The organism is Methylobacterium sp. Leaf93 (assembly GCF_001422345.1).
Classification (GTDB): domain Bacteria; phylum Pseudomonadota; class Alphaproteobacteria; order Rhizobiales; family Beijerinckiaceae; genus Methylobacterium; species Methylobacterium bullatum.
In genome coordinates this window covers 593167-612118 of the sequence record NZ_LMMS01000001.1, presented here as the reverse complement: position 1 = coordinate 612118, position 18952 = coordinate 593167, and the positions used below count along the sequence as shown (strand labels likewise).

Genomic DNA, 18952 nt, shown 5'->3' with positions numbered 1-18952 from the left:
CACCGTCATCAATCTGCATCATTGAAACGCCCAAGCGTTGAACGGAATCGGCGGATGGGCGTTTCACCGGTCAAGCTCAAGCAATGTTGGTTGGGCGTGACCGGAGTTTCTTTCCCATGACCCTGACCACCATCCTGCTCATCATTCTGATCCTCGCCGTCCTCGGTGGCGGCAACTTCCTCGGTGGCGGTGCTTATCGCGGACAGAGCTTCGGTCTGGGCGGTATCCTCATCATCATCCTGATCGTGCTTCTGGTCACGGGACGCCTCTGATCGCGCGTCCGAACCGGCGGGGTGTTCCGGCGCCCCGCCGTTCATGCATCGGGGACGTCGCGGTCCCGAGAGGACCGGGTGGATTCCCTACTGACAGGTGAGGCCGACCATCGAACCGGCCGCCCCGGAGGCGACCGCGCCTAACGTCGCGCCCGACCTGTCCATGGCCACCCCCGGGGAGACGCCGTTCTCGGCTAGAAACGCCAGTGCCACGCGGCCGTCGACCAGAGGGTAGCTCATCGGCGGCGCCACACCGGCCACGAGCCGGGGCGACGACGGATAGCGGGCCACGAGGCCGGCCAGGGCGCCGTTCCGGTCGAGCACGACGGCTCCCGACGATCCGGGTTGGAGCGGCGCCGAGAGCCTATCCCCGCAGGCTTGGCCCGACGATACGGCGATGCCACCTCCCCCATCGGCGCCCAGGACCACCAGCGCGTCGCCCGGCGTCAACGCGTTCCCTTTCGCGGCCAGGGTGGCGACGCGGCCCTTCGCGCCGGCCGCTTCCAGAAGCGCCAGACCACGCCCTGCATCCACCTTGACGATCCGCGCGGCCACACCGGCGATCCGCGGCGCCGCGCAGGCCTCCAGGGCCGAAGAACTCGTCAGGACACGCCCCGGGGCGACGATGAGGCCGATTCCCACATTCGTAGCGGCCCGGGTCAGAGGCGGCAGGGGGCTCACGGCCGGGCCTGGCAAGGGCCTGCCGGGCGTCGCACCGGGTCTGGCGGCCATCTCGGCAGGGGCGGCATCGGCCGTCTCCGGGAACGGCACGAAGCTGTTGGCGACGGCGATGACCAGGCGGTCTACATCCGGCCCGAGGGCCTTGTCGTAGCCGATGGTGAAGCCGCGAACTCCCCCCGGGGCGGCGGCGTAGCGGATGTAGGATTTGCCCGCCGCCGTCTCGCCGGTGACCACGAGGAAATCCGGCCGCTTGATCTTGTAGGTGATCTTGCGGTCGGCGCCCGGCGCGGTGATGCGGGCGAATAGGGCATCGAGACCGGCCTCCTCCGGGGCGAAGGATTTCGTGTCGAGGGTGACGCGGCCATCCCCGCTCTGCCAGCGGGTTCCGCCGGCCTGAGGGCTGCGCTTGGCGAGCAGCCGCTCGGGCACTCCGATCACGACGCCGCTCGCCGGATCGGGCTTCACGGTGAAGCGCGCCGCCTTCCGAGCCATCTCGCCGGCTGCGAGGATCGCCGCACGCATCCTCGCGTCCGGGAAGCCGGGCGCCGTGTTGCCGGCACGCTTCTGGTAGGAGAGCAGGGCGTCGTAGGTGCGGCGCCCGAACGTGCCGGTGATGACGCTGTTGTAGTCGCCGGTCCAGACCAGCGCGTCCTGCAGGCCCTTCCTCTCCGCCTCCGGCAGGGGCTCGAAAGCCGCCTTCGCCGCCTCGAAGGCGGGGTCGGCCGCCGGTGCCGCACGGGCAGGCGCCTGGGCGGGGCCTTGCGCCTGAACCGGCAGGACGAGGAGGGCCAGAGCCGCCGCCACCCCGGCGAATCGCGTGCGCTGCGTCATGGTCCACGCTCCCCGATGGCCTGTGCCGATGCCGTTTGCGAAGGTGTGACAGAGGGATCGCCGGATATCCAGCCGATCGTCAGAGCGAACGCGTCATTGCGGCCCGCGCGCGAGGTGCTAGGGTCCGGCGCGGCACCGAGGGGGGATCGGATGCCGCCGAGGACGAGGTGGGCGATGTCGGGATCAACCGGGCTCGGGCGCGCGACCGCCCATCTTGCAAGAAATTTTCTTGCCGGAAGCGTTCTTGCCGGCTCCTTGGCCCTCGGCGGCATGGGCGCCGCACCGGCTTTCGCCCAGGCGCCCGATCGTCCGGTGGCGCGGATCGCTACCCCGAAACCAGCGCCATCCCCCAAGGCTTTCGTGCGTGACGCGCTGGCCAGTGACGCGGTCCGTCTCGAAGCGACGGTGAGGGCGGATTCCGCCACGTCGGGCCTGACCAGACCGGCAGCCAAGCTGCGCGCCGAGGGCGAGGCCCTGGTGCAGGCGGAGAAGCCGGCCGATGCCCTCAAGCCCCTCGCCGGGGCCATTGCCGCCGATGCGGGCGACCCACTGAACTGGCTCGCCTATGCCCGCGCCGCGAGCACGGTGGGCAATGATAACCAGACCGGCGTCTATTCCTACCGCCGGACCCTACGCGGCCAGGCTCGGGCCGCCGCCTATCAGGCTTACCTGAAGGCGCGCGGCGCCGCCGCCGAGGCCGAGGCCCTGGCGGTGCTGGGCGAGGTCTATGCCGATCAATCCGAATGGCGGCCCTCGCTCGAGGCCTACCGCGCCAGCCTCGTGCTCGCCGACGACGCCACGGTGCGCGAGACCTATGAGGGTCTGCGCGCCGAGCACGGCTTCCGCATCCTCGACTACAAGGTCGATTCCGACGCCGCCGCCCCGCGCGTCTGCTTCCAGTTCTCCGAGAGCCTGGCCCCGAAGACCGATTTCACGCCCTACGTCGCCGTCTCGGGCGCCGCCAATGCCGCCGTCACCGGTAGCGGCCAGCAGATCTGCGTGGACGGGCTGAAGCACGGCGAGCGCTACGCCTTCGTGCTGCGCTCGGGCATCCCGTCCTCCGTGGGCGAGGCCCTGCTGAAATCGGCCGATTACGAAGTCTATGTGCGGGACCGCTCGCCCCAGGTGCGTTTCACCGGGCGCAACTACGTCCTGCCGCGCACCGGACAGGCCGGCGTGCCGCTGGTCTCGGTCAACGCGCCGAAGATCGACGTGGAGGTGCTGCGCGTCGGCGACCGTGGCCTGCTCCCGTCCCTGCGCTCTGAGGAGTTCCTCGGCCAGCTCAGCGGCATGACCGCGAAGACCATCGCCGACCAGAAGGGCACCCGCGTCTGGAAGGGCACCCTCGACACGGCCAAGGCCGAGCTGAACCACGAGGCGGTCACGGCCTTCCCGGTGCTGCAGGCGGTCGGCAAGCTGGAGCCCGGCATCTACATCATGCTGGCCCAGGCCAGCGGCGTCGCCACGAATGTCGATGAGGACGGCGGCTACGAGACCCAGGCGACGCAATGGTTCGTCGTCTCGGATCTCGGTCTCACCGCCTTCAAGGGCCGCGACGGCATCCACGTCTTCGCCCGCTCGCTCGCGAGCGCAAAGACGGTGCCCGGCGCCGAGATCCGCCTCGTGGCCCGCAACAACGAGGTGCTGGCCACGAAGAAGACCGACGGCCAGGGCCACGTCGCCTTCGATCCGGGCCTCGCGCGGGGCGAGGGCGGGATCGCGCCCGGCCTCGTGGTGGCGCAGCTCGGCGACGATTACGGCTTCCTCGACTTCTCCCAGAGCGCCTTCGATCTCACCGACCGGGGCGTGAAGGGCCGGCCGCAGCCGGGCGCGGTGGAAGCCTATGTCTTTCCCGAGCGAGGCGTCTATCGCTCCGGCGAGACCGTTCAGGTCACGGCCCTGCTGCGCGACGCCGCCGGCATCGCTGTGCCCAACCTTCCCCTCACCCTGGTGGTGAAGCGTCCGGACGGGGTCGAGTATCGCCGCGTCCAGGTCGCCGATGCCGGCCTCGGCGGCCGCGCCCTGCCCCTCGCGCTGATGCCGGGCGCGATGCACGGCACCTGGCGGATCGCCGCCTATACCGATGCGAAGGCGCCGCCTGTGGGCGAGGCCACGTTCCTCGTCGAGGATTACGTGCCCGAGCGCCTGGAGGTCACTTTGACGCCGAAGAGCCCGACCCTGACGAAGGGCGGGCCCGCGACCATCGACGTCGCCGCGCGCTATCTCTACGGCGCGCCGGGCTCGGGCCTCGACGTGTCGGGCACGGTCCTGGTCCAGGCCGCCGCGACGAGCGGGATCAAGGGGCTCGACGGGTTCTCCATCGGCCTCGACGACGAGAAGGTGGAGGCGACCTCGGCCGAGATCGAGGCCAAGGCCACCACGGACGCCAAGGGATCGGCGTCCGTGACGGTGCCGGTCCAGGCGCTCAGCGCTCCGCGCCCCACCGAGGCGAAGATCACGCTGCAGGTCGGCGAGCCGGGCGGGCGGGCCCTGAGCCGAAGCGTCACCCTGCCGATTCTGCCCTCCGGCCCCGTCCTCGCCATCCGCAAGAATTTTTCGGGCGACCTCACTGAAGGCGGTGTCGCCACGTTCGACGTAGTCATGGCGAGCCCCGACGGACGGAAAATCCCACAGAACGGCGTCGCCTGGACCCTGTCCAAGGTCGACCGCAACTATCAATGGTACCGCGAGGGCGGGCGCTGGTCGTTCGAGCCGGTGACCTCGACGCGGCGCATCGCCGACGGACGGCTCGATCTCGCCGCCGACGCGCCGGGCCGGGTCAGTTCCACAGTCGGTTTCGGCACCTACCGCCTTGAAGCCCTGGTCGCCGGCCGGCCCGAGGCCACCGTCAGCGTCACCTTCACCGTGGGCTGGGGCGGGTCCGAGACCGCGGACGTGCCCGATCTCCTCGACCTCAAGCTCGACAAGCCGAGCTACGCCGCCGGCGAGACCCTGCGGGCGCGCCTCCAGCCGCGCTTCAAGGGCACGGCGACCCTCGCCGTGGTGAGCGACAAGGTCCACGACATCCTGGACGTCACGGTTTCGGAGGCCGGCGCCACGGTGGACATCCCCGTGAAGGCGGAATGGGGGTCGGGCGCCTATCTCGTCGCCACCGCCTACCGGCCGCTCGACCAGGCGGCCAAGCGCCTGCCGGGCCGGGCGCTCGGCCTTGCCTGGTTCTCGGTGGATACCGACAGGCGCAGCCTCGCCGTGACCGTGGGGGCGCCTGCGACCACGCGGCCCCGCGAAACCCTGACCCTGCCGATCCAGCTCGCCGGTCTCTCCTCCGGTGAGGAAGCGCGGATCAGCGTGGCCCTGGTCGATGTCGGCATCCTCAACCTAACCCGCTACGAATCGCCCAATCCCTTCGGCTATTTCTTCGGGCAGAAGGCCCTGGGACCGGAGATCCGCGACCTCTACGGATACCTGATCGACGGCATGCAGGGGACGCTCGGCGCGATCCGCTCGGGCGGTGACGGCGGCGCGGCCGAACTCTCCGATTCGCCCCCGACCCAGGCGCCGCTGGCGCTCTATTCCGGCGTGATCCGCGTCGGCCCCGATGGCCGCGCCAGCGTCGATTTCCCGCTGTCCGCCTTCAACGGCACCGGCCGGGTGATGGTGACCGCCTGGAGCAGGACCAGGGTCGGCTCGGCCCAGGCCGACGTCATCATCCGCGATCCGGTCGTCCTCACCGGCACCCTGCCGCGCTTCCTCAATGTGGGCGACCGCTCGCGCTTCTTCATCGCCATCGACAATGTCGAGGGGCAGGCCGGCGACTACACCGTGGATCTCGACCTCTCCGGCCCGGTCCTGGTCTCGGCTGGCGCGGTTCACAGCACCATGAAACTGGAACGCGGGGCGAAGACCTCGCTCGTCATCCCGATCACCGCCGCCGGCCCCGGCCTGTCGCGGCTCGACGTGAACCTGTCCGGCCCCGGCATCGCCGGCACCGTGGGCCAGAGCTTCTCGCTCAACATCGGCCCCGGCACCGGCGCCCTGGTCCGCCGCTCGGTGAGTTCCCTCGAACCCGGCGCCAGCCTGCAGGTGACGGGCGACCTCCTGGCCGACATCCTCCCCGGCACCGGCTCGGTCTCGGTGACGGCCTCCTCGCTCGCCGCCCTCGACGTGCCCGCCCTGCTCCAGGCGCTGGACCGCTACCCCTATGGCTGCTCGGAACAGACCGTGAGCCGGGCGATGCCGCTCCTCTACGTCAACAAGCTCGCCTCCCTCGACAGGCTCGGCATCGACGACAAGGTGGACGAGCGGGTGCGCGAGGCCATCGACCGCGTGCTCTCGCGCCAGGACGCCTCGGGCGATTTCGGCCTGTGGAGCGTCGGCGGGTCGAGCGACGTCTGGCTCAACGCCTACGTCACCGACTTCCTGACCCGCGCCCGCGAACGCGGATTCGCCGTGCCGCAGACCGCCTTCTCCAATGCCCTGGACCGCCTGCGCAACACGGTCGCCAACACCACGGAGGTGCGCGACGGCGGCATGGACATCGCCTACGCGGCCTATGTACTGGCCCGGAACGGGCGGCCGGTGATGGGCGACCTGCGCTACCTCGCCGACACCAAGCTCGGTGAGTTCGCGACCCCCCTCGGACGCGGCCAGATCGCGGCGGCTCTCGCCCTTCTCGGCGACCGGGGCCGCGCGACCAAGGCGTTCGAGTCGGCGGTGACCGCGCTCGGATCCGCGCGCGACACCTCGACCTATCGTCCCGATTACGGATCGCGCCTGCGCGACGGGGCCGGCCTTCTCGCCCTCGCCGCCGAGACGGGCCTCGCCCGCGATACGATCCGGCCGTTGGGTCAGGTCATCACCCAGGAGCGCGCCAGCGGACGCCTCACCAGCACCCAGGAGAATGCCTGGATGGTGCTCGCCGCCGAGGGGCTCGCCAAGGACGCGGAAGCATTGAGCTTCAGTGTCGACGGCGTGCGGCAATCCGGCCCGGTCTCGCGGCTCTACCGCGCCCCCGCCCTCGACGGGAAGCCCGTCACCATCACCAATGACGGGACGGGCGCCGCCCAGACCGTGGTGAGCGTGTCGGGCAATCCCATCGCCCCGGAGCCGGCGGAATCGCGCGGCTATGCCATCGAGCGGACCTATCACCGGCTCGACGGCACGGTGGTGGATCTGGCTCAGGGGGTTCGCCAGAACGACCGCCTCGTGGTGGTGCTCAAGGTGACCGAGGCCAAGGCCAGCGCCGGGCGCCTCCTGCTGGTGGACCGCCTGCCCGCCGGCCTTGAAATCGACAATCCGAAGCTCCTCGATTCCGATGCCCTGGCGGGGCTCGCCTTCGCCAAGTCGGACGTGCAGCCGGTAAGCACCGAGTTCCGCGACGACCGTTTCGTGGCGGCCTACGAGCGCAACCCCGAGCAATCCGCCTTCTTCACCGCGGCCTATACCGTGCGGGCGGTCTCGCCCGGCACCTACGTCCATCCCGGCGCCACCATCGAAGACATGTACCGCCCCGAACGCTTCGGCCGCACCGCCTTCGGCTCGGTCGAGGTGAACGCGAAGTAGGGCCATGAATCGCGCGCGGAAGCGCTTCCCCTCCCCCTTGTGGGGAGGGGTCAGGGGTGGGGGTGGTGCCGGATGTGGCGCGGCCTCTACGCAACCACCCCCACCTCCAACTCCTCCCCACAAGGGGGAGGAGAGCCTCGCGCTTCGTCCGATCTACGTGGTCATCGCCCTCCTCATCCTCCTCCCCGCGCTGACCCTCTGGCGCTTCGTCGCGACCCTCCCGCCCCTCGACCTGACCCAGGCGAACCTCCGCTCCACCGTCATCCTCGACCGGGACCGCCATCTCCTGCGCCCCTTCGCCACCGCCGACGGGCGCTGGCGGCTGCCGGTGACGGGGGCGGAGGTCGATCCGCGCATGCTCGCCATGCTGAAGGCCTACGAGGACCGGCGTTTTGCCGACCATCCCGGCATCGACCCCGCCGCGACCCTGCGTGCCGCGTGGCAATGGCTCCGGCACGGCAAAATCGTCTCGGGCGGCTCCACCCTGTCGATGCAGGTGGCTCGCCTCGTGGAGCCGCGCCCCGAGCGCTCGCTCAGCGCCAAGCTCCGGCAGATGGTGCGGGCGGTCCAGCTGGAACGCTGGTTGGGGAAGGACGGCGTGCTCGACCTCTACCTCGCGCTCGCCCCTTATGGCGGTCCGGTGGAGGGCTTGCGGGCGGCGAGCTTCGCCTATTTCGGGCGGGAGCCCGCTCGGCTCTCCTTTGCCGAATCCGCCCTCCTCGTCGCACTGCCCCAGGCGCCGGAAGTGCGCCGGCCGGACCGGTTTCCCGTTCGTGCCCGGCAGGCGCGCGACAGGGTCCTCGACATCGCCGCGGCGCGCGGAATCATCACGCCCGCGGAGGCGAAGGTCGCCAAGGCCGAACCGGTGCCGGACCAGCGAAAGCCCTTCCCGATGCTGGCGGCCCATGCGGCGGAAGCGGCCGTGGCCGCCGATCCCGCCGCGCGGGTCCAGCGCCTCTCTCTCGACGGGCGTCTGCAGGCGAGCCTCGAACGGCTGGCCGCCGAGCGCGCTGCCGCCATGGGGCCGGGCATTTCGGCGGCGATCCTCGCCATCGACAACCGCACCGGCGCGGTGATCGCCCAGGTGGGGAGCGCCGGCTATCTCGACGCCAGCCGCTCCGGGGCCATCGACATGACGGGGGCGATCCGCTCGCCCGGCTCGGCCCTGAAGCCGTTCATCTACGCGCTGGCCTTCGAGAACGGCATCGCCCATCCCGAGACCCTCCTCGACGACCGGCCGGTGCGCTTCGCCGGCTCCTACGCCCCGGAGAATTTCGACCTCAGCTACCAGGGCACCGTCACCGCGCGGCGCGCCCTGCAACTCTCTCTCAACGTGCCGGCGGTGGACTTGCTGGAGGCAGTGGGCGCCGCCCGCTTCATCGCCCGCCTGCGCGGTACGGGAGCGCGGATCGACCTGCCGCGCGACACGGCACCTGGCCTGCCGGTGGCTCTGGGCGGCCTCGGCATCACCCTCACCGACCTCGCCCGGCTGTTCTCAGGCCTCGCCCGTGGAGGCTCGGTGCCCGACCTGATCCGCCGCCTCGACGGGCCGGCCGCGTCGCCTCCGCCGGAGTTGCGCGTCACCGAGCCGGTGGCGGCCTGGTACGTCGCCGATACCCTGCGCGGGGCGCCGCCGCCGGAGAACGCGCTGCCGAACCGGATCGCGTTCAAGACCGGCACGTCCTACGGCTATCGCGATGCCCTGGCGGTGGGGTTCGACCGGCGCGTTACCATCGCGGTCTGGGTCGGGCGGCCGGACGGCAACGCCGTGCCGGGTCTCGTCGGGCGGGCGGTGGCCGCGCCGATCCTGTTCGACGCGTTCTCGCGCTTCGGCGGCGAGCCCGATTCCGTGCCGATGCCCCGCGACGCCCTGGTGACCACCACCGCCGGCCTGCCGCCGCCCCTGCGCCACATCCGCAGGGACGTGCCCAAGACCCTGTCGGCAGCTCTGGGCTCAGCCCTCAAGATCGCCTACCCGCCGGATGGCGCCCGGATCGATCTCGGCCTCGCCGAGCCCGGCCCCGCGCCGAGCCTCGCCCTGAAGGCGCTCGGCGGGGTGCCGCCCCTCACCTGGATGGTCAACAGCCTGCCGGTGGCCGAGAGCGCCCGGCGCCAGTCGGAATGGGCACCGGACGGCGCGGGCTTCGCCAGGATCTCGGTGATGGACGCGTCGGGGGCCAGCGACAGCGTGGTGGTGAGGCTGGAGTGAGGGGCCGGCCCCTTTTCACTACGCGGGCAGGACGACCACCTTCGTCTTGACCGGGGTCCGCGAATACAGGTGGATCATGTCCTGGCTGAGCAGGCCGACACAGCCGCTCGTGATGCCCGAGCCGATCGAGTCGGGCTCGCTCGAGGCGTAGATCGTGTAGAGCGTGTAGGCGCCGTTCTGGTAGAGATGGAGCGTGCGGGCGCCGAGAGGGTTGTCGAGGCCGCCCGGCATGCCGCGGGCGTATTTGGCCACCTCGGGCTGGCGCCGGATCATCTCCTTGGGCGGTGTCCAGGTCGCCCATTCGGACTTGCGGCCGACATAGGCGTCACCGCTCCACAGGAACCCGGCACGGCCGACATTGGCGCCGTAGCGGGTAGCGGCCCCATCCTCCTCGATGCGGTAGACATAGAAGTTGCTGGGATCGACGATGATCGTGCCGGGCGCTTCCTTGGTTTCGTAGCGCACCGTGCGGCGATAGTATTTCGGGTCGACCTTCCTGATGTCGGTGGCCGGGATCGGGAATTTCTCGTCCGGCATCGGACCGTAGATCTTCGCCGCCTCGGCGAGGATCAGGCCGTCGGTCGTCGCGCAACCGGCGAGCCCCAGCGCGCCGAACCCGGCGGCCGAGCCGGCCAGAAACGATCGGCGGCTGAGACGCCCCGTCCTGCCACCGAGCCGGGCACTCTCGTCCATCCCGCCGGCAGCGGCCTTCCCTGCATCCATCGTCATGATTCCGGACTTTCCTGTCCTGTGGCCCGACGGCACAACGCTCCGGCGAACGCGCCGACTGCCAAGCTGAGTTAACCGGTCCCCGACTTGACTGGCAAGCTCGGCAGCAGGCCATTCGAAAGAGCTGCGCAGGCGGGTGAGTCAAGAGTGAACCCTGGCCGGGGAGCGGCTTCCCCGCCACTGTCGGCGCATGGTCGTCCACACGGGACAACGAAGCGTCTGGCGCATGTAGGGGGATGGCGGATAATGGGGTAAGCACTTGGTGGGGGAGGAACATTTGTCATGACCGAGAGCCCGGAGCCGTCCTCCGCAGCCGCGGACCCCGCCGGGCGGCTGTCCGAGGTGTCACGCCTCGCGAGCCTTCTGGCGGACCGCGTCCTCAGCGCGCAGATCGCCAGCCAACCCATTCCAAAAGCTCACATTCACGCCTTGCTGGACGCGGCCATCATTCTCGAAAAATACGAGGTCAGGCTGCCGCCGCTGCTCGAACAGATGGTCGAGACGCTGGAAGACGAGGATGCCGGGAAGCCGGCCGGGACCGGGGCCGAAGAGCCGGCGACCGAGCCTGTCGAGGGCGAAGAGGCCGATGCCAAGCGCCTCGCCTGGCTGTTTCGTCCCTTCCAGGGGACGAAGAGCTGAGCCGGTCCGCATCGGCGAGCCGACGCTCGACCTCGCCCAAATATTTGAAAAATCACAGACTTTTAGCGCTCGGCGCCGGCTAGATAACGCCCGCGCCCTGAGCGCCTCAGGAGGTGGTGGCGCTCTGAAGGCGATGCGCGAAAGAACGTTCGGACGGCGCCAAGGGTAAGGCAGCGTCATCAATGGTCGCGCGGCAATCGTTAGTCACGCTGCCGACAACGCTCCGTAGTGGAACTCGGCGATTTCCTGGATCAGGTCGCGCCTCTGCTCGTCGATCAGGTCCGGAAGGATATCGTCACCTTCGCTGTCGATGGCCGAGAGGAGGCGGACGTCCGGGAATACACCCTCGAACGTGACCAATACCTCCGCCTGTGCGTAGGAATCGTGGGGGTCGAGACAGCGATGGCTCATCATCGGGCAAACGGCGCTCAGTGAGATAAAGCAAAAAAGTGCCATACACCTGGTCTGTCCCGGGAAAAATATAGCATGATAATGCTTATTTGCATCTCGAGGCCGCACGCCGCCACACTTTGAGCGGGGGCCGGACAGGAACGGCGATCCGCTCGGTACCGCCACGCACCCCCCGTTTCGACCGCCACGCGACCCCCTCTTCGGCCGCCATCTCTCGGTCCGTGGCATCCGCATCGCGGAACGGCGCATTCCCCAAGATGGTTGTCGGCGGGGGGCCTCACATGCGCGCAGTGATCTTCGACATCGACGGCACGCTGCTCGACAGCGTGGACCTGCATGCCCAGGCCTGGGTCGAGGCCTTCGCCCATTTCGGGGTGGAGGCCGATTTCGTCACGGTCCGGCGCCAGATCGGCAAGGGCGGCGATGAACTCATGCCGGTGTTCCTGCCGCCGGAGCGCGTGGAGCGCGAGGGCAAGACCATCGAGGCCTACCGCTCCGACCTGTTCAAGCGGGACTATCTCGACCGGGTGCGGCCGTTCCCCGGGGTGCGCGCCCTGTTCAAGCGGATCGGGGCGGCGGATATGCGGATCGCCCTGGGGTCGTCGGGCAAGAAGGACGAGGTCGAGCATTACCAGGAGATCCTGGGCATCGCCGATCTCGTCGACGTAGTGACCACCTCGGACGACGCGGAGCGCTCCAAACCCCACCCCGACATTTTCGAGGCGGCGCTCAAGAAACTCGCGCCCCTGAAGGCAAGCTCCATCCTCGTGGTCGGCGATACCCCCTACGACGCGGAGGCCGCCGCCAAAGCCGGGCTGTCGACGATCGGCGTCCTGTGCGGCGGCGTCCCGGCGGCGGACCTTTCGAGGGCCGGCTGCATCGCCCTCTACCGCGACCCGCAGGATCTCCTCGACGGGTTCGATCGCTCGCCCCTCGCCGCCACCTGACGGGAACTCATTGGGCCGAGGCCCGCTGGGAGCGCCGGGGAGGGGGCTCGCTTCGTCGCAGCCCGGAACAGGGACGGGTGGTCGTTCTTGTCAGAACGACACCGCGCACCGCCGGGATGCGAAGCAATCGGAGCCGAGAACGATGATGATGATTCGTCAAAGCCTTGCCGTCATGGTGGCTGCACTCATCGCAGGCCCTGCTTATTCTCAAAGCAAGCCTCTGGCGCCACCGGCGAGCGATGCGATGCCGCCGGTCGAGCTGACGGTGACGCTCGAAAACGGAAAGCCCGTCTGCGCACCGGCCGAGCTGAGATTGCCCGCCGATACGAATGTGGAGCTTCATATCGTGAGCACGGCGAACGCCCCGGTGACGATCACCGCCGAGGGCCAGTTCGAGAACGCCAAGGTGCTGCATGCGGATGGCGACCTCGTCCATGTCATGAGCGAGAAGGGCTACACCGTGAAGCAGAACGGCAAGGGCGTCCTGCGGCTTCGGACGATGAAGGCGGGCGAGACGGCCTATGGCTGCACCAGCACCCGCAACGCCGACGCCCCCTTCGTCGGCAAGCTGATCCTCACCCCGCCCGCCGGCTGACCGGGCGACAGGGCCGTTCGAGGCAGGACACCGTGGGTTTTTCGCGCCGGCGTCCCATTTTCGCGCCAATGCCAGGCGACCCGCCGGGTATCGGCCCGCAAGGTCCGTCGGGCCGGCTCCGATCGTCGCAGTTTTTAACCCACTCTTTAAGCGGTCAGGCCCTATGAACTCCGTCCTGAGCGCTGTCGATACGAATCATCCCCCCTGGCTGACCATCACGGCGCGGACAATCACGCTCGATTGTGAAGGCGCGAGACGATGGCCGTACCGAGTTCAGCACAAGCCAGCCGCAGCGACGGAAAGACGGCCCTGCTGCTTCAGTCTAAGGACCGCGACGGGACGTATCATTTCGCCGGCGACGATCATATCGATGGTGTTCTGATCGGATCGAAATGGACGATCGGCACGCTGACATACAGCTTTCCGGCGAGCGGGAGCTTCTACGAAGGGTCCGGCTACGAGAGTGATCCGTACCAGAGTGGCGACCCCGTCTATCACCAGCCCTTCAATCCGCAGCAGCAGGAGGCGACGCGCTACACCCTCGATCTCGTCTCCTCCTATACCAACCTGACCTTCCAAGAGATCACCGAGACCGCCACGGTTCATGCCGAGCTGCGTTTCAGCCAGACCTCCTGGATTGACGAAGGATCGGCCCATGCCAATTTTCCGTCGAGCAATCTCCAGGCCGGGGATGTCTGGTTCGGCACCTATACCGACCAGCCGTTCTACAGCGTTCCGGTAATCGGAAACTGGGGTCAGGCGACGAACATGCACGAGATCGGGCATGCGCTCGGCCTGAAGCATGGCCACGAGGATTATACCTACGCCCCCCTGAATGCCGAGCTCGGCCTCGCCGGTAGCCCGCCCCGCTACGGCACGGCGGCACTTCCCCTGGAGAAGGACGGGCAGGATTGGTCGCTGATGACCTACCGGTCCGACCCGACCAATCTCGGCGCTTCGTTCGAAGGCGAGGGGTTCAACCAGCCTCAGACCTACATGCAGGACGACATCGCCGCCCTGCAGTTCCTCTACGGCGCCAATTTCGCGACCAACAGCGGGAACACGACTTATCGATGGGACGCCAGGAGCGGCGAGATATCCATCGACGGCATCGACCAGGGCGCTCCCTCCGCCAATAAGATCTCGATGACGGTCTGGGACGGCAACGGCCGGGACACCTACGATCTCTCCAATTACGCGACCGCCCTGGACGTGGACCTGCGCCCGGGGGCCTTCTCGACCTTCTCCACCGCGCAACTCGTGAACCACCAGGCCTATAGCGGCGGCGACGCGATCGCGCTCGGCAACGTCGCCAACGCGCTCCTGCACCAGGGCGATCTCCGCTCCCTGATCGAGAACGCCATCGGCGGCCGGGGGCATGACCGGATCGTCGGCAACACGACCGATAACCGCCTCGACGGCGGTCTCTCCTCGGACAAGATGTTCGGCCTTGCCGGAAACGACACCTACCTCGTCGATAACGGGCGCGACATGGTGGTGGAGAGGGCCGGTCAGGGCACCGACTATGTCCGCAGCACCGTCTCCTACGCCCTCGGCGAGAATGTCGAGCACCTGATCCTCATCGGCAACGGCGCGACGAAGGCCACCGGCAACGATGTGGCGAATGCTTTGCGCGGCAATGTGGGCGACAACGTGCTGGACGGCGGGGCCGGGCGCGACCGGCTCTACGGCAATGACGGCGCGGATCGGCTCAGCGGCGGCGTGGGCAACGACCGGCTCGATGGCGGTGCAGGCAACGACACGCTCAGCGGCGGAGAGGGCCACGACGTTCTCATCGGCGGTCGGGGCAGCAACGTGCTGACCGGCGGGCTCGGCGACGATCTCCTCTACCTGGGCGCGGGCGCCGACCGATCCGTGTTCGACACCTCTTCGGGACACGACACGCTGTTCGATTTCAGCGCCTCGAGCGGAGACCGGATCGACCTTTCCGGCCAGACCTACTCCCTCGGCCAGTCCTCCGACGGCTATGCCCTGCTCGCCCTGTCGGGCGGGGGAACGGTCGAACTGGACCACATCCGCGTCTCGCAGGTCGATTCGGGGTTCTTCGTTTAAGGCGGCCGGAGCTCACGCCGGGAATACTGATGCGGGTCTCATTTTCGTCCAGTCTACGGCATTCACACATGTAAGGGCCGCGCGGCCCTCCTCCCCCTTGTGGGGAGGAGTTGGAGGTGAGGGTGGTCGGGTGACCCTCAACCTGCGGAGGCTGGCGGAGCCACCCTCACTCCTGACCTCTCCCCACAAGGGGGAGAGGGACGCGCTCTTCTTGTAAAAGCGGATGGCTGAATCCAGCAGTATTTCAGAAGAGCTCCTCCTGACTGGCGTACCGGAGGCGATCAGCCGCCTTACCCCGCCCCAGCCTCCACGACACTCACCACGCTGCGGCCGTTGCCGCGCTTCTCCACGCGGACCTGCACGGCGATGCGCTCGATCATCGCCGCCACATGGGTGATGACGCCGACCTTGCGGCCGCGGCCCTGGAGCGTCTCCAGGGCGTCCACCGCGAGGTCGAGGGTCTCGGCGTCGAGCGAGCCGAAGCCTTCGTCGATGAAGAGCGTGTCGACGAAGGAATCGCGGCCCTCCAGGCCCGACAGCGCGAGGGCGAGGGCCAGGGAAACGAGGAAGCGCTCGCCGCCCGAGAGGCTGCGGGTGGCGCGCACCTCCTCGCCCATGTCGCGGTCGACCACGTGGAGGGAGAGGTTGGCCGGGTCGCCGCGCACCAGCCGGTAGCGCGGGCTGAGCGCCAGCAGGTGCTCGTTGGCGAGCCGGACCAGATGTTCCAGCGTCACCCCTTGGGCGAAGAGGCGGAACTTGACGCCGCTGGCCGAGCCCACCGCCTCGTTCACCGCCTCCCAGACGGCGTAATCGGCCCGCGCCTCGGCGATCGTCGCCTCCAACCCGGCCGCCCGCTCCCGCGCCGCGTCGTCCCGCTGGAGATCGGCCGTGATGGCGCCGAGGCCCTGTTGCTGGGCGGTGATCGTCTCCGCGAGGCCCGACGCCGCCGCTTGCGTGGCGGGAGCGTCGATCTCGGGCGCATCGATGAGGAGGGCGAGGTCGGCGCGCCGCGTGGCGAGGGCGGTCTCCGCCTCGCGCGCTTCCGCCATGCGCGCATCGACGGCTTGGCGCAGGGAGGTGCGGATCTCCGGGGGCAGGGCCAGGGCCTCCCGCACCGCCTCGACGCCGCGCGGGGCGCAGGCGGCGAGGAAGGCGGCGTCGGCCTCCTCGCGCAGACGCCCGGCCGCGTCGCGGGCGGCGGCCCCGTGCTCGGCCGCCGTCACCGCCGAGGCGAGGGCGGCCTGGGCGGCGGCGCGGGCTTCTTCCGCCTGTTTCAGCGCGTCACGGGCCCGCTTGCGCGCGTCGTTGATCCGGGTCCGATGCGCCCCCGTCTCCTCACCGCTCAGCAGAGGCGCACGTTCGGCCCGCAGCCCGGCGAGCCTGTCGGAGCGGGCCAGGGCCTGGCGTCCGGCCGCGTCGGCGGCGTCGCGGGTGAAACCCAGGGCCTCGGCCGCGCCGGCGCGGCGCGACGCGAGGGCCTGGACCTCGCGGTCGAGCTCGTCCCGATGCCGGTCGAGGGCACGGTACGCGGCGGCGATCTCGGCCACGCGCTTGGCCGCACCGGCCCCGTCCCGCTCGAGATCGGCCAGCGACAGGCCGGCACCCGCCAGATAGGGCGCGATCTCGCGGCCGAGGGAGACGACCCGCTCCGTATGGCCCGAGACGCGGACCGCCTCGCCATTGGCGGTGAGTTCGGCGAGACGCAGGGCCTCGCGCTCGGCGGCGCGGGCGAGTTCCGCCGCTTCGATCTCCCCTTCTCCCGCCTCGATCCGCGCGGTGAGGGCGTCGATCTCGCCGCGCAGGGTCCCGGACCGCTCCAGGGCGGAGAGCAGCGGGGCGCGGGCGCGCTTCAGGGCCTCGACGAGGGCGCTGAGCGCGGGGGCCGCCTCGGCATCGAGCCGTTCCGGGATGGTCCCGTCCACCCCCGCTTCGCCCCGCGTGGTGAGGAGGTGCGGGTGCAGGCCCGCATAGGCGGAGGCCGCCCGACCCTGCGTCTCCTGCGCGGCCGCCGCCACCTGTTCGGCGTTGCGCGCCCGCGCGCCGGCGGCGGCGCCGGTAGACGCGGCCTCCGCCAGGGCTTCCCGGGCGGCGGCGATGGCCGTGTCCTGTTCCGCCCGCTGGGCTTTGAGCGCCTCGGCCACGCGCCCCAGCCCATCCTGGTTCCGGGCATGGGGATGATCGGTGGCGCCGCAGACCGGGCAGGGCTGGTCTTCCACGAGCAGGCTGCGCAGATGCGCCGCCTGCTGCGAAACGGCCTCCTCGGCGAGCTCCGCCAGGGGGGCGACGGCCTTACGCATCTCGATGGCGCGGGCCTGCCGGGCGGCGGCCTCCTCCCCGGCGCGCCGCGCGGCCTCCTCGGCGCGGCGGGCGGCCTCCGCCTCCGTGGAGGCGCGCTCGACGGAGAGGGACGCCTCCGCGTGGCCGCGCGCCAGGGGCAGCGCCTCGCGCAGGTGATCGGCGAGGCGGTCGATGGTGCCCAGGCGTGCCCGCGCAGCGCCTTCGCCGATCCGGTCCAGGGCGGCGGCGAGGCCGGCCCGGTGGTCGGCCGCCTGCGTCCGCGCGGCCTTCGCCTGCGCGATCGCCCGGTCCCCCGTGGCGATCGCGGCCGAGCGGCGGGAGGCCTCGTCCGTGGCCGTGCGGAGAGTGGCCTTCGCCTCGGCCAGTTCCGCGCTCAGGGTCGCGCGCTTGGCAAAGAGCTGGTCGGCTTCCTCCGTCCGCCCGGCGAGGAAGGCGCCGCCCGTATCGGCCGCGAACCGGGCGGCCACCTCGGCCCGCGCGGCCTCCGCCGCCGCGAGGCCGGCATCGAGCGCCTCCAGGGCCGTGCGCGCGTCCAGCGCCTTCGCCTCCGCGGCGGTCGCCGCCTCGGTGGCATGGGCGGATTCGGTGGCCGCCCCGCCGATTTGGGTGTCGAGCTCGGCCGCGCGGGTCCAGACCGGCCCCAACGCCTTGAACCCGATTTCCGAGGCCTCGTCCGCCTTGGCGGCGTCGTCATGGGCCTCCCGCGCGGCCCCGGCCCGCGCCTCGGCCTCGCCGCGCGCCGCGAGAGCCAGGACCAGGGCCGCCTCGGCGGCGGCGAGGTCCCGCTCCGCCCGCGCCGCATTCCGCGCCGGTTCGCGTAGGGGCTCCACCGCGTCGAGTTCGGCCAGCCGAAGGCTGTCGGGCCGATGGGTCTCCAGGGCTTGCCGTGCGACAGCGAGGCGGCTCTCGGCCGCCGAGACCAGGCCCCGGGTGTCGGCGATGCGCTGCGCATGGGCCAGCGCCGCGTTCAGGTCCGCCAGTTGGCCGGACAACTCCGCCACCTCGGCCTGGAGCCGCGCCCGCTCGGCGTGTTTCTCCGCCCGCGCCGACTCGTCGAGGAGGCCGACGGCGTCGCGATGGGCCTCCAGCTCCTTCACCGCGGCGCGCTGCGCCTCGGCCCCGGCATGGATCCGCTTCGAGATCTCGGAATAGATCGCCGTGCCGGTGATCTTCTCCAAGAGCTCCGCGCGCTCGCCCTCGGCGGCCAGCAGAAAGGCATCGAACTCCCCCTGCGCCAGCAGGACGGTGCGGCGGAACTGGTCGAAGGTGAGGTCGGTGAGGTCGCAGATCGCCGCGTCGACGAGGCCGGCCTTGCTGTCGCCGACGGAGCCCCCGTCCGCGAGCCGGGTGAGGGAGCGCGTCTTGTTTTGGAGGCGGCCGTTGGCCTTTCCCCGCGCCCGGTAGACCGACCACCGCGCGCAGTAGCCCTGTCCGTCCCGGCCGATGAAATCGACCTCGGCGAAACCTTCCGTCGCCCCCCGCCGCAGGATCGCCCGCTCGTCGCCGATGGTGATGGGATCGCCGCCGGGATCGGGCGCCCGCTCGCGCCCGCTGGTCGCCACGCGCGGATAGCGCCCGTAGAGGGCGAGGCAGAGGGCGTCGAGGATGGTGGACTTGCCCGCCCCCGTCTCGCCGGTGATGGCGAAGATGCCGGTGGCGCCGATGGGGCCGCCGGCGAGATCGACGGAGAAGGGGGCCGCGAGGCTCGCGAGGTTCTCGCCGCGGATCGCCAGGATGCGCAAGG

At 70.3% G+C, this 18952-nt stretch carries 11 protein-coding genes; 7 read left to right on the top strand and 4 right to left on the bottom strand.

Features of this window, described 5'->3' with window-relative positions:
- The first annotated feature begins 116 nt into the window (after positions 1–116).
- Positions 117–272, top strand: coding sequence for a hypothetical protein (locus ASF26_RS22460; protein WP_018046049.1), 156 nt, complete (start codon positions 117–119; stop codon positions 270–272).
- An 87-nt stretch (positions 273–359) separates the two neighbouring features.
- Here ASF26_RS22460 and ASF26_RS02615 read toward each other — a convergent pair whose 3' ends face one another.
- Positions 360–1784, bottom strand: a complete 1425-nt coding sequence (locus tag ASF26_RS02615) for a serine protease (protein ID WP_056249105.1) — start codon at positions 1782–1784, stop codon at positions 360–362.
- A 174-nt stretch (positions 1785–1958) separates the two neighbouring features.
- Here ASF26_RS02615 and ASF26_RS02610 point away from each other — a divergent pair, with 174 nt between their 5' ends.
- Both ASF26_RS02610 and pbpC read left to right on the top strand, forming a co-directional pair.
- Complete coding sequence (locus tag ASF26_RS02610; RefSeq protein ID WP_082477481.1) at positions 1959–7307, top strand: alpha-2-macroglobulin; 5349 nt, start codon at positions 1959–1961, stop codon at positions 7305–7307.
- A gap of 157 nt (positions 7308–7464) precedes the next feature.
- The gene (gene pbpC / locus ASF26_RS02605) at positions 7465–9516 is read left to right on the top strand and encodes a penicillin-binding protein 1C (RefSeq protein ID WP_056249101.1); all 2052 of its coding nucleotides are present in this window, start codon (positions 7465–7467) and stop codon (positions 9514–9516) included.
- 18 nt (positions 9517–9534) lie between these two features.
- Here pbpC and ASF26_RS02600 read toward each other — a convergent pair whose 3' ends face one another.
- On the bottom strand, positions 9535–10245 hold the full coding sequence (locus ASF26_RS02600) for a L,D-transpeptidase (protein WP_056249099.1): 711 nt from the start codon (positions 10243–10245) through the stop codon (positions 9535–9537).
- Between the two features lie 282 nt (positions 10246–10527).
- Here ASF26_RS02600 and ASF26_RS02595 point away from each other — a divergent pair, with 282 nt between their 5' ends.
- On the top strand, positions 10528–10884 hold the full coding sequence (locus ASF26_RS02595) for a hypothetical protein (RefSeq protein WP_056249096.1): 357 nt from the start codon (positions 10528–10530) through the stop codon (positions 10882–10884).
- 204 nt (positions 10885–11088) lie between these two features.
- Here ASF26_RS02595 and ASF26_RS02590 read toward each other — a convergent pair whose 3' ends face one another.
- Entirely contained in the window at positions 11089–11298 is a 210-nt protein-coding gene (locus ASF26_RS02590) for a hypothetical protein (RefSeq protein ID WP_056249093.1), read from the bottom strand.
- A gap of 278 nt (positions 11299–11576) precedes the next feature.
- On the opposite strand from ASF26_RS02590, the gene ASF26_RS02585 reads away from it, so the two are divergent.
- The 3 genes from ASF26_RS02585 to ASF26_RS02575 all read left to right on the top strand — a co-directional run bounded on the left by ASF26_RS02585 (position 11577) and on the right by ASF26_RS02575 (position 14910).
- Positions 11577–12242, top strand: a complete 666-nt coding sequence (locus ASF26_RS02585; protein ID WP_056249090.1) for an HAD family hydrolase — start codon at positions 11577–11579, stop codon at positions 12240–12242.
- Between the two features lie 142 nt (positions 12243–12384).
- Entirely contained in the window at positions 12385–12837 is a 453-nt protein-coding gene (locus tag ASF26_RS02580; RefSeq protein ID WP_155935015.1) for an anaerobic typically selenocysteine-containing protein, read from the top strand.
- 258 nt (positions 12838–13095) lie between these two features.
- Positions 13096–14910 (top strand): M10 family metallopeptidase, encoded by a 1815-nt coding sequence (locus ASF26_RS02575; RefSeq protein WP_056249087.1) that lies wholly within the window; start codon positions 13096–13098, stop codon positions 14908–14910.
- A gap of 290 nt (positions 14911–15200) precedes the next feature.
- On the opposite strand, the gene ASF26_RS02570 is transcribed toward ASF26_RS02575, so the two are convergent.
- Complete coding sequence (locus ASF26_RS02570; protein WP_056249084.1) at positions 15201–18950, bottom strand: AAA family ATPase; 3750 nt, start codon at positions 18948–18950, stop codon at positions 15201–15203.
- Positions 18951–18952: the final 2 nt, after the last annotated feature.

Coding starts and splice junctions, on each gene's coding strand:
- ASF26_RS02575 (WP_056249087.1), top strand. CDS start 13,096: ATGGCCGTACCGAGTTCAGCACAAGCCAGCCGCAGCGACGGAAAGACG.
- ASF26_RS02600 (WP_056249099.1), bottom strand. CDS start 10,245: ATGACGATGGATGCAGGGAAGGCCGCTGCCGGCGGGATGGACGAGAGT.
- ASF26_RS02595 (WP_056249096.1), top strand. CDS start 10,528: ATGACCGAGAGCCCGGAGCCGTCCTCCGCAGCCGCGGACCCCGCCGGG.
- ASF26_RS02610 (WP_082477481.1), top strand. CDS start 1,959: ATGTCGGGATCAACCGGGCTCGGGCGCGCGACCGCCCATCTTGCAAGA.
- ASF26_RS02615 (WP_056249105.1), bottom strand. CDS start 1,784: ATGACGCAGCGCACGCGATTCGCCGGGGTGGCGGCGGCTCTGGCCCTC.
- ASF26_RS02590 (WP_056249093.1), bottom strand. CDS start 11,298: ATGATGAGCCATCGCTGTCTCGACCCCCACGATTCCTACGCACAGGCG.
- ASF26_RS02580 (WP_155935015.1), top strand. CDS start 12,385: ATGATGATGATTCGTCAAAGCCTTGCCGTCATGGTGGCTGCACTCATC.
- ASF26_RS02585 (WP_056249090.1), top strand. CDS start 11,577: ATGCGCGCAGTGATCTTCGACATCGACGGCACGCTGCTCGACAGCGTG.
- ASF26_RS22460 (WP_018046049.1), top strand. CDS start 117: ATGACCCTGACCACCATCCTGCTCATCATTCTGATCCTCGCCGTCCTC.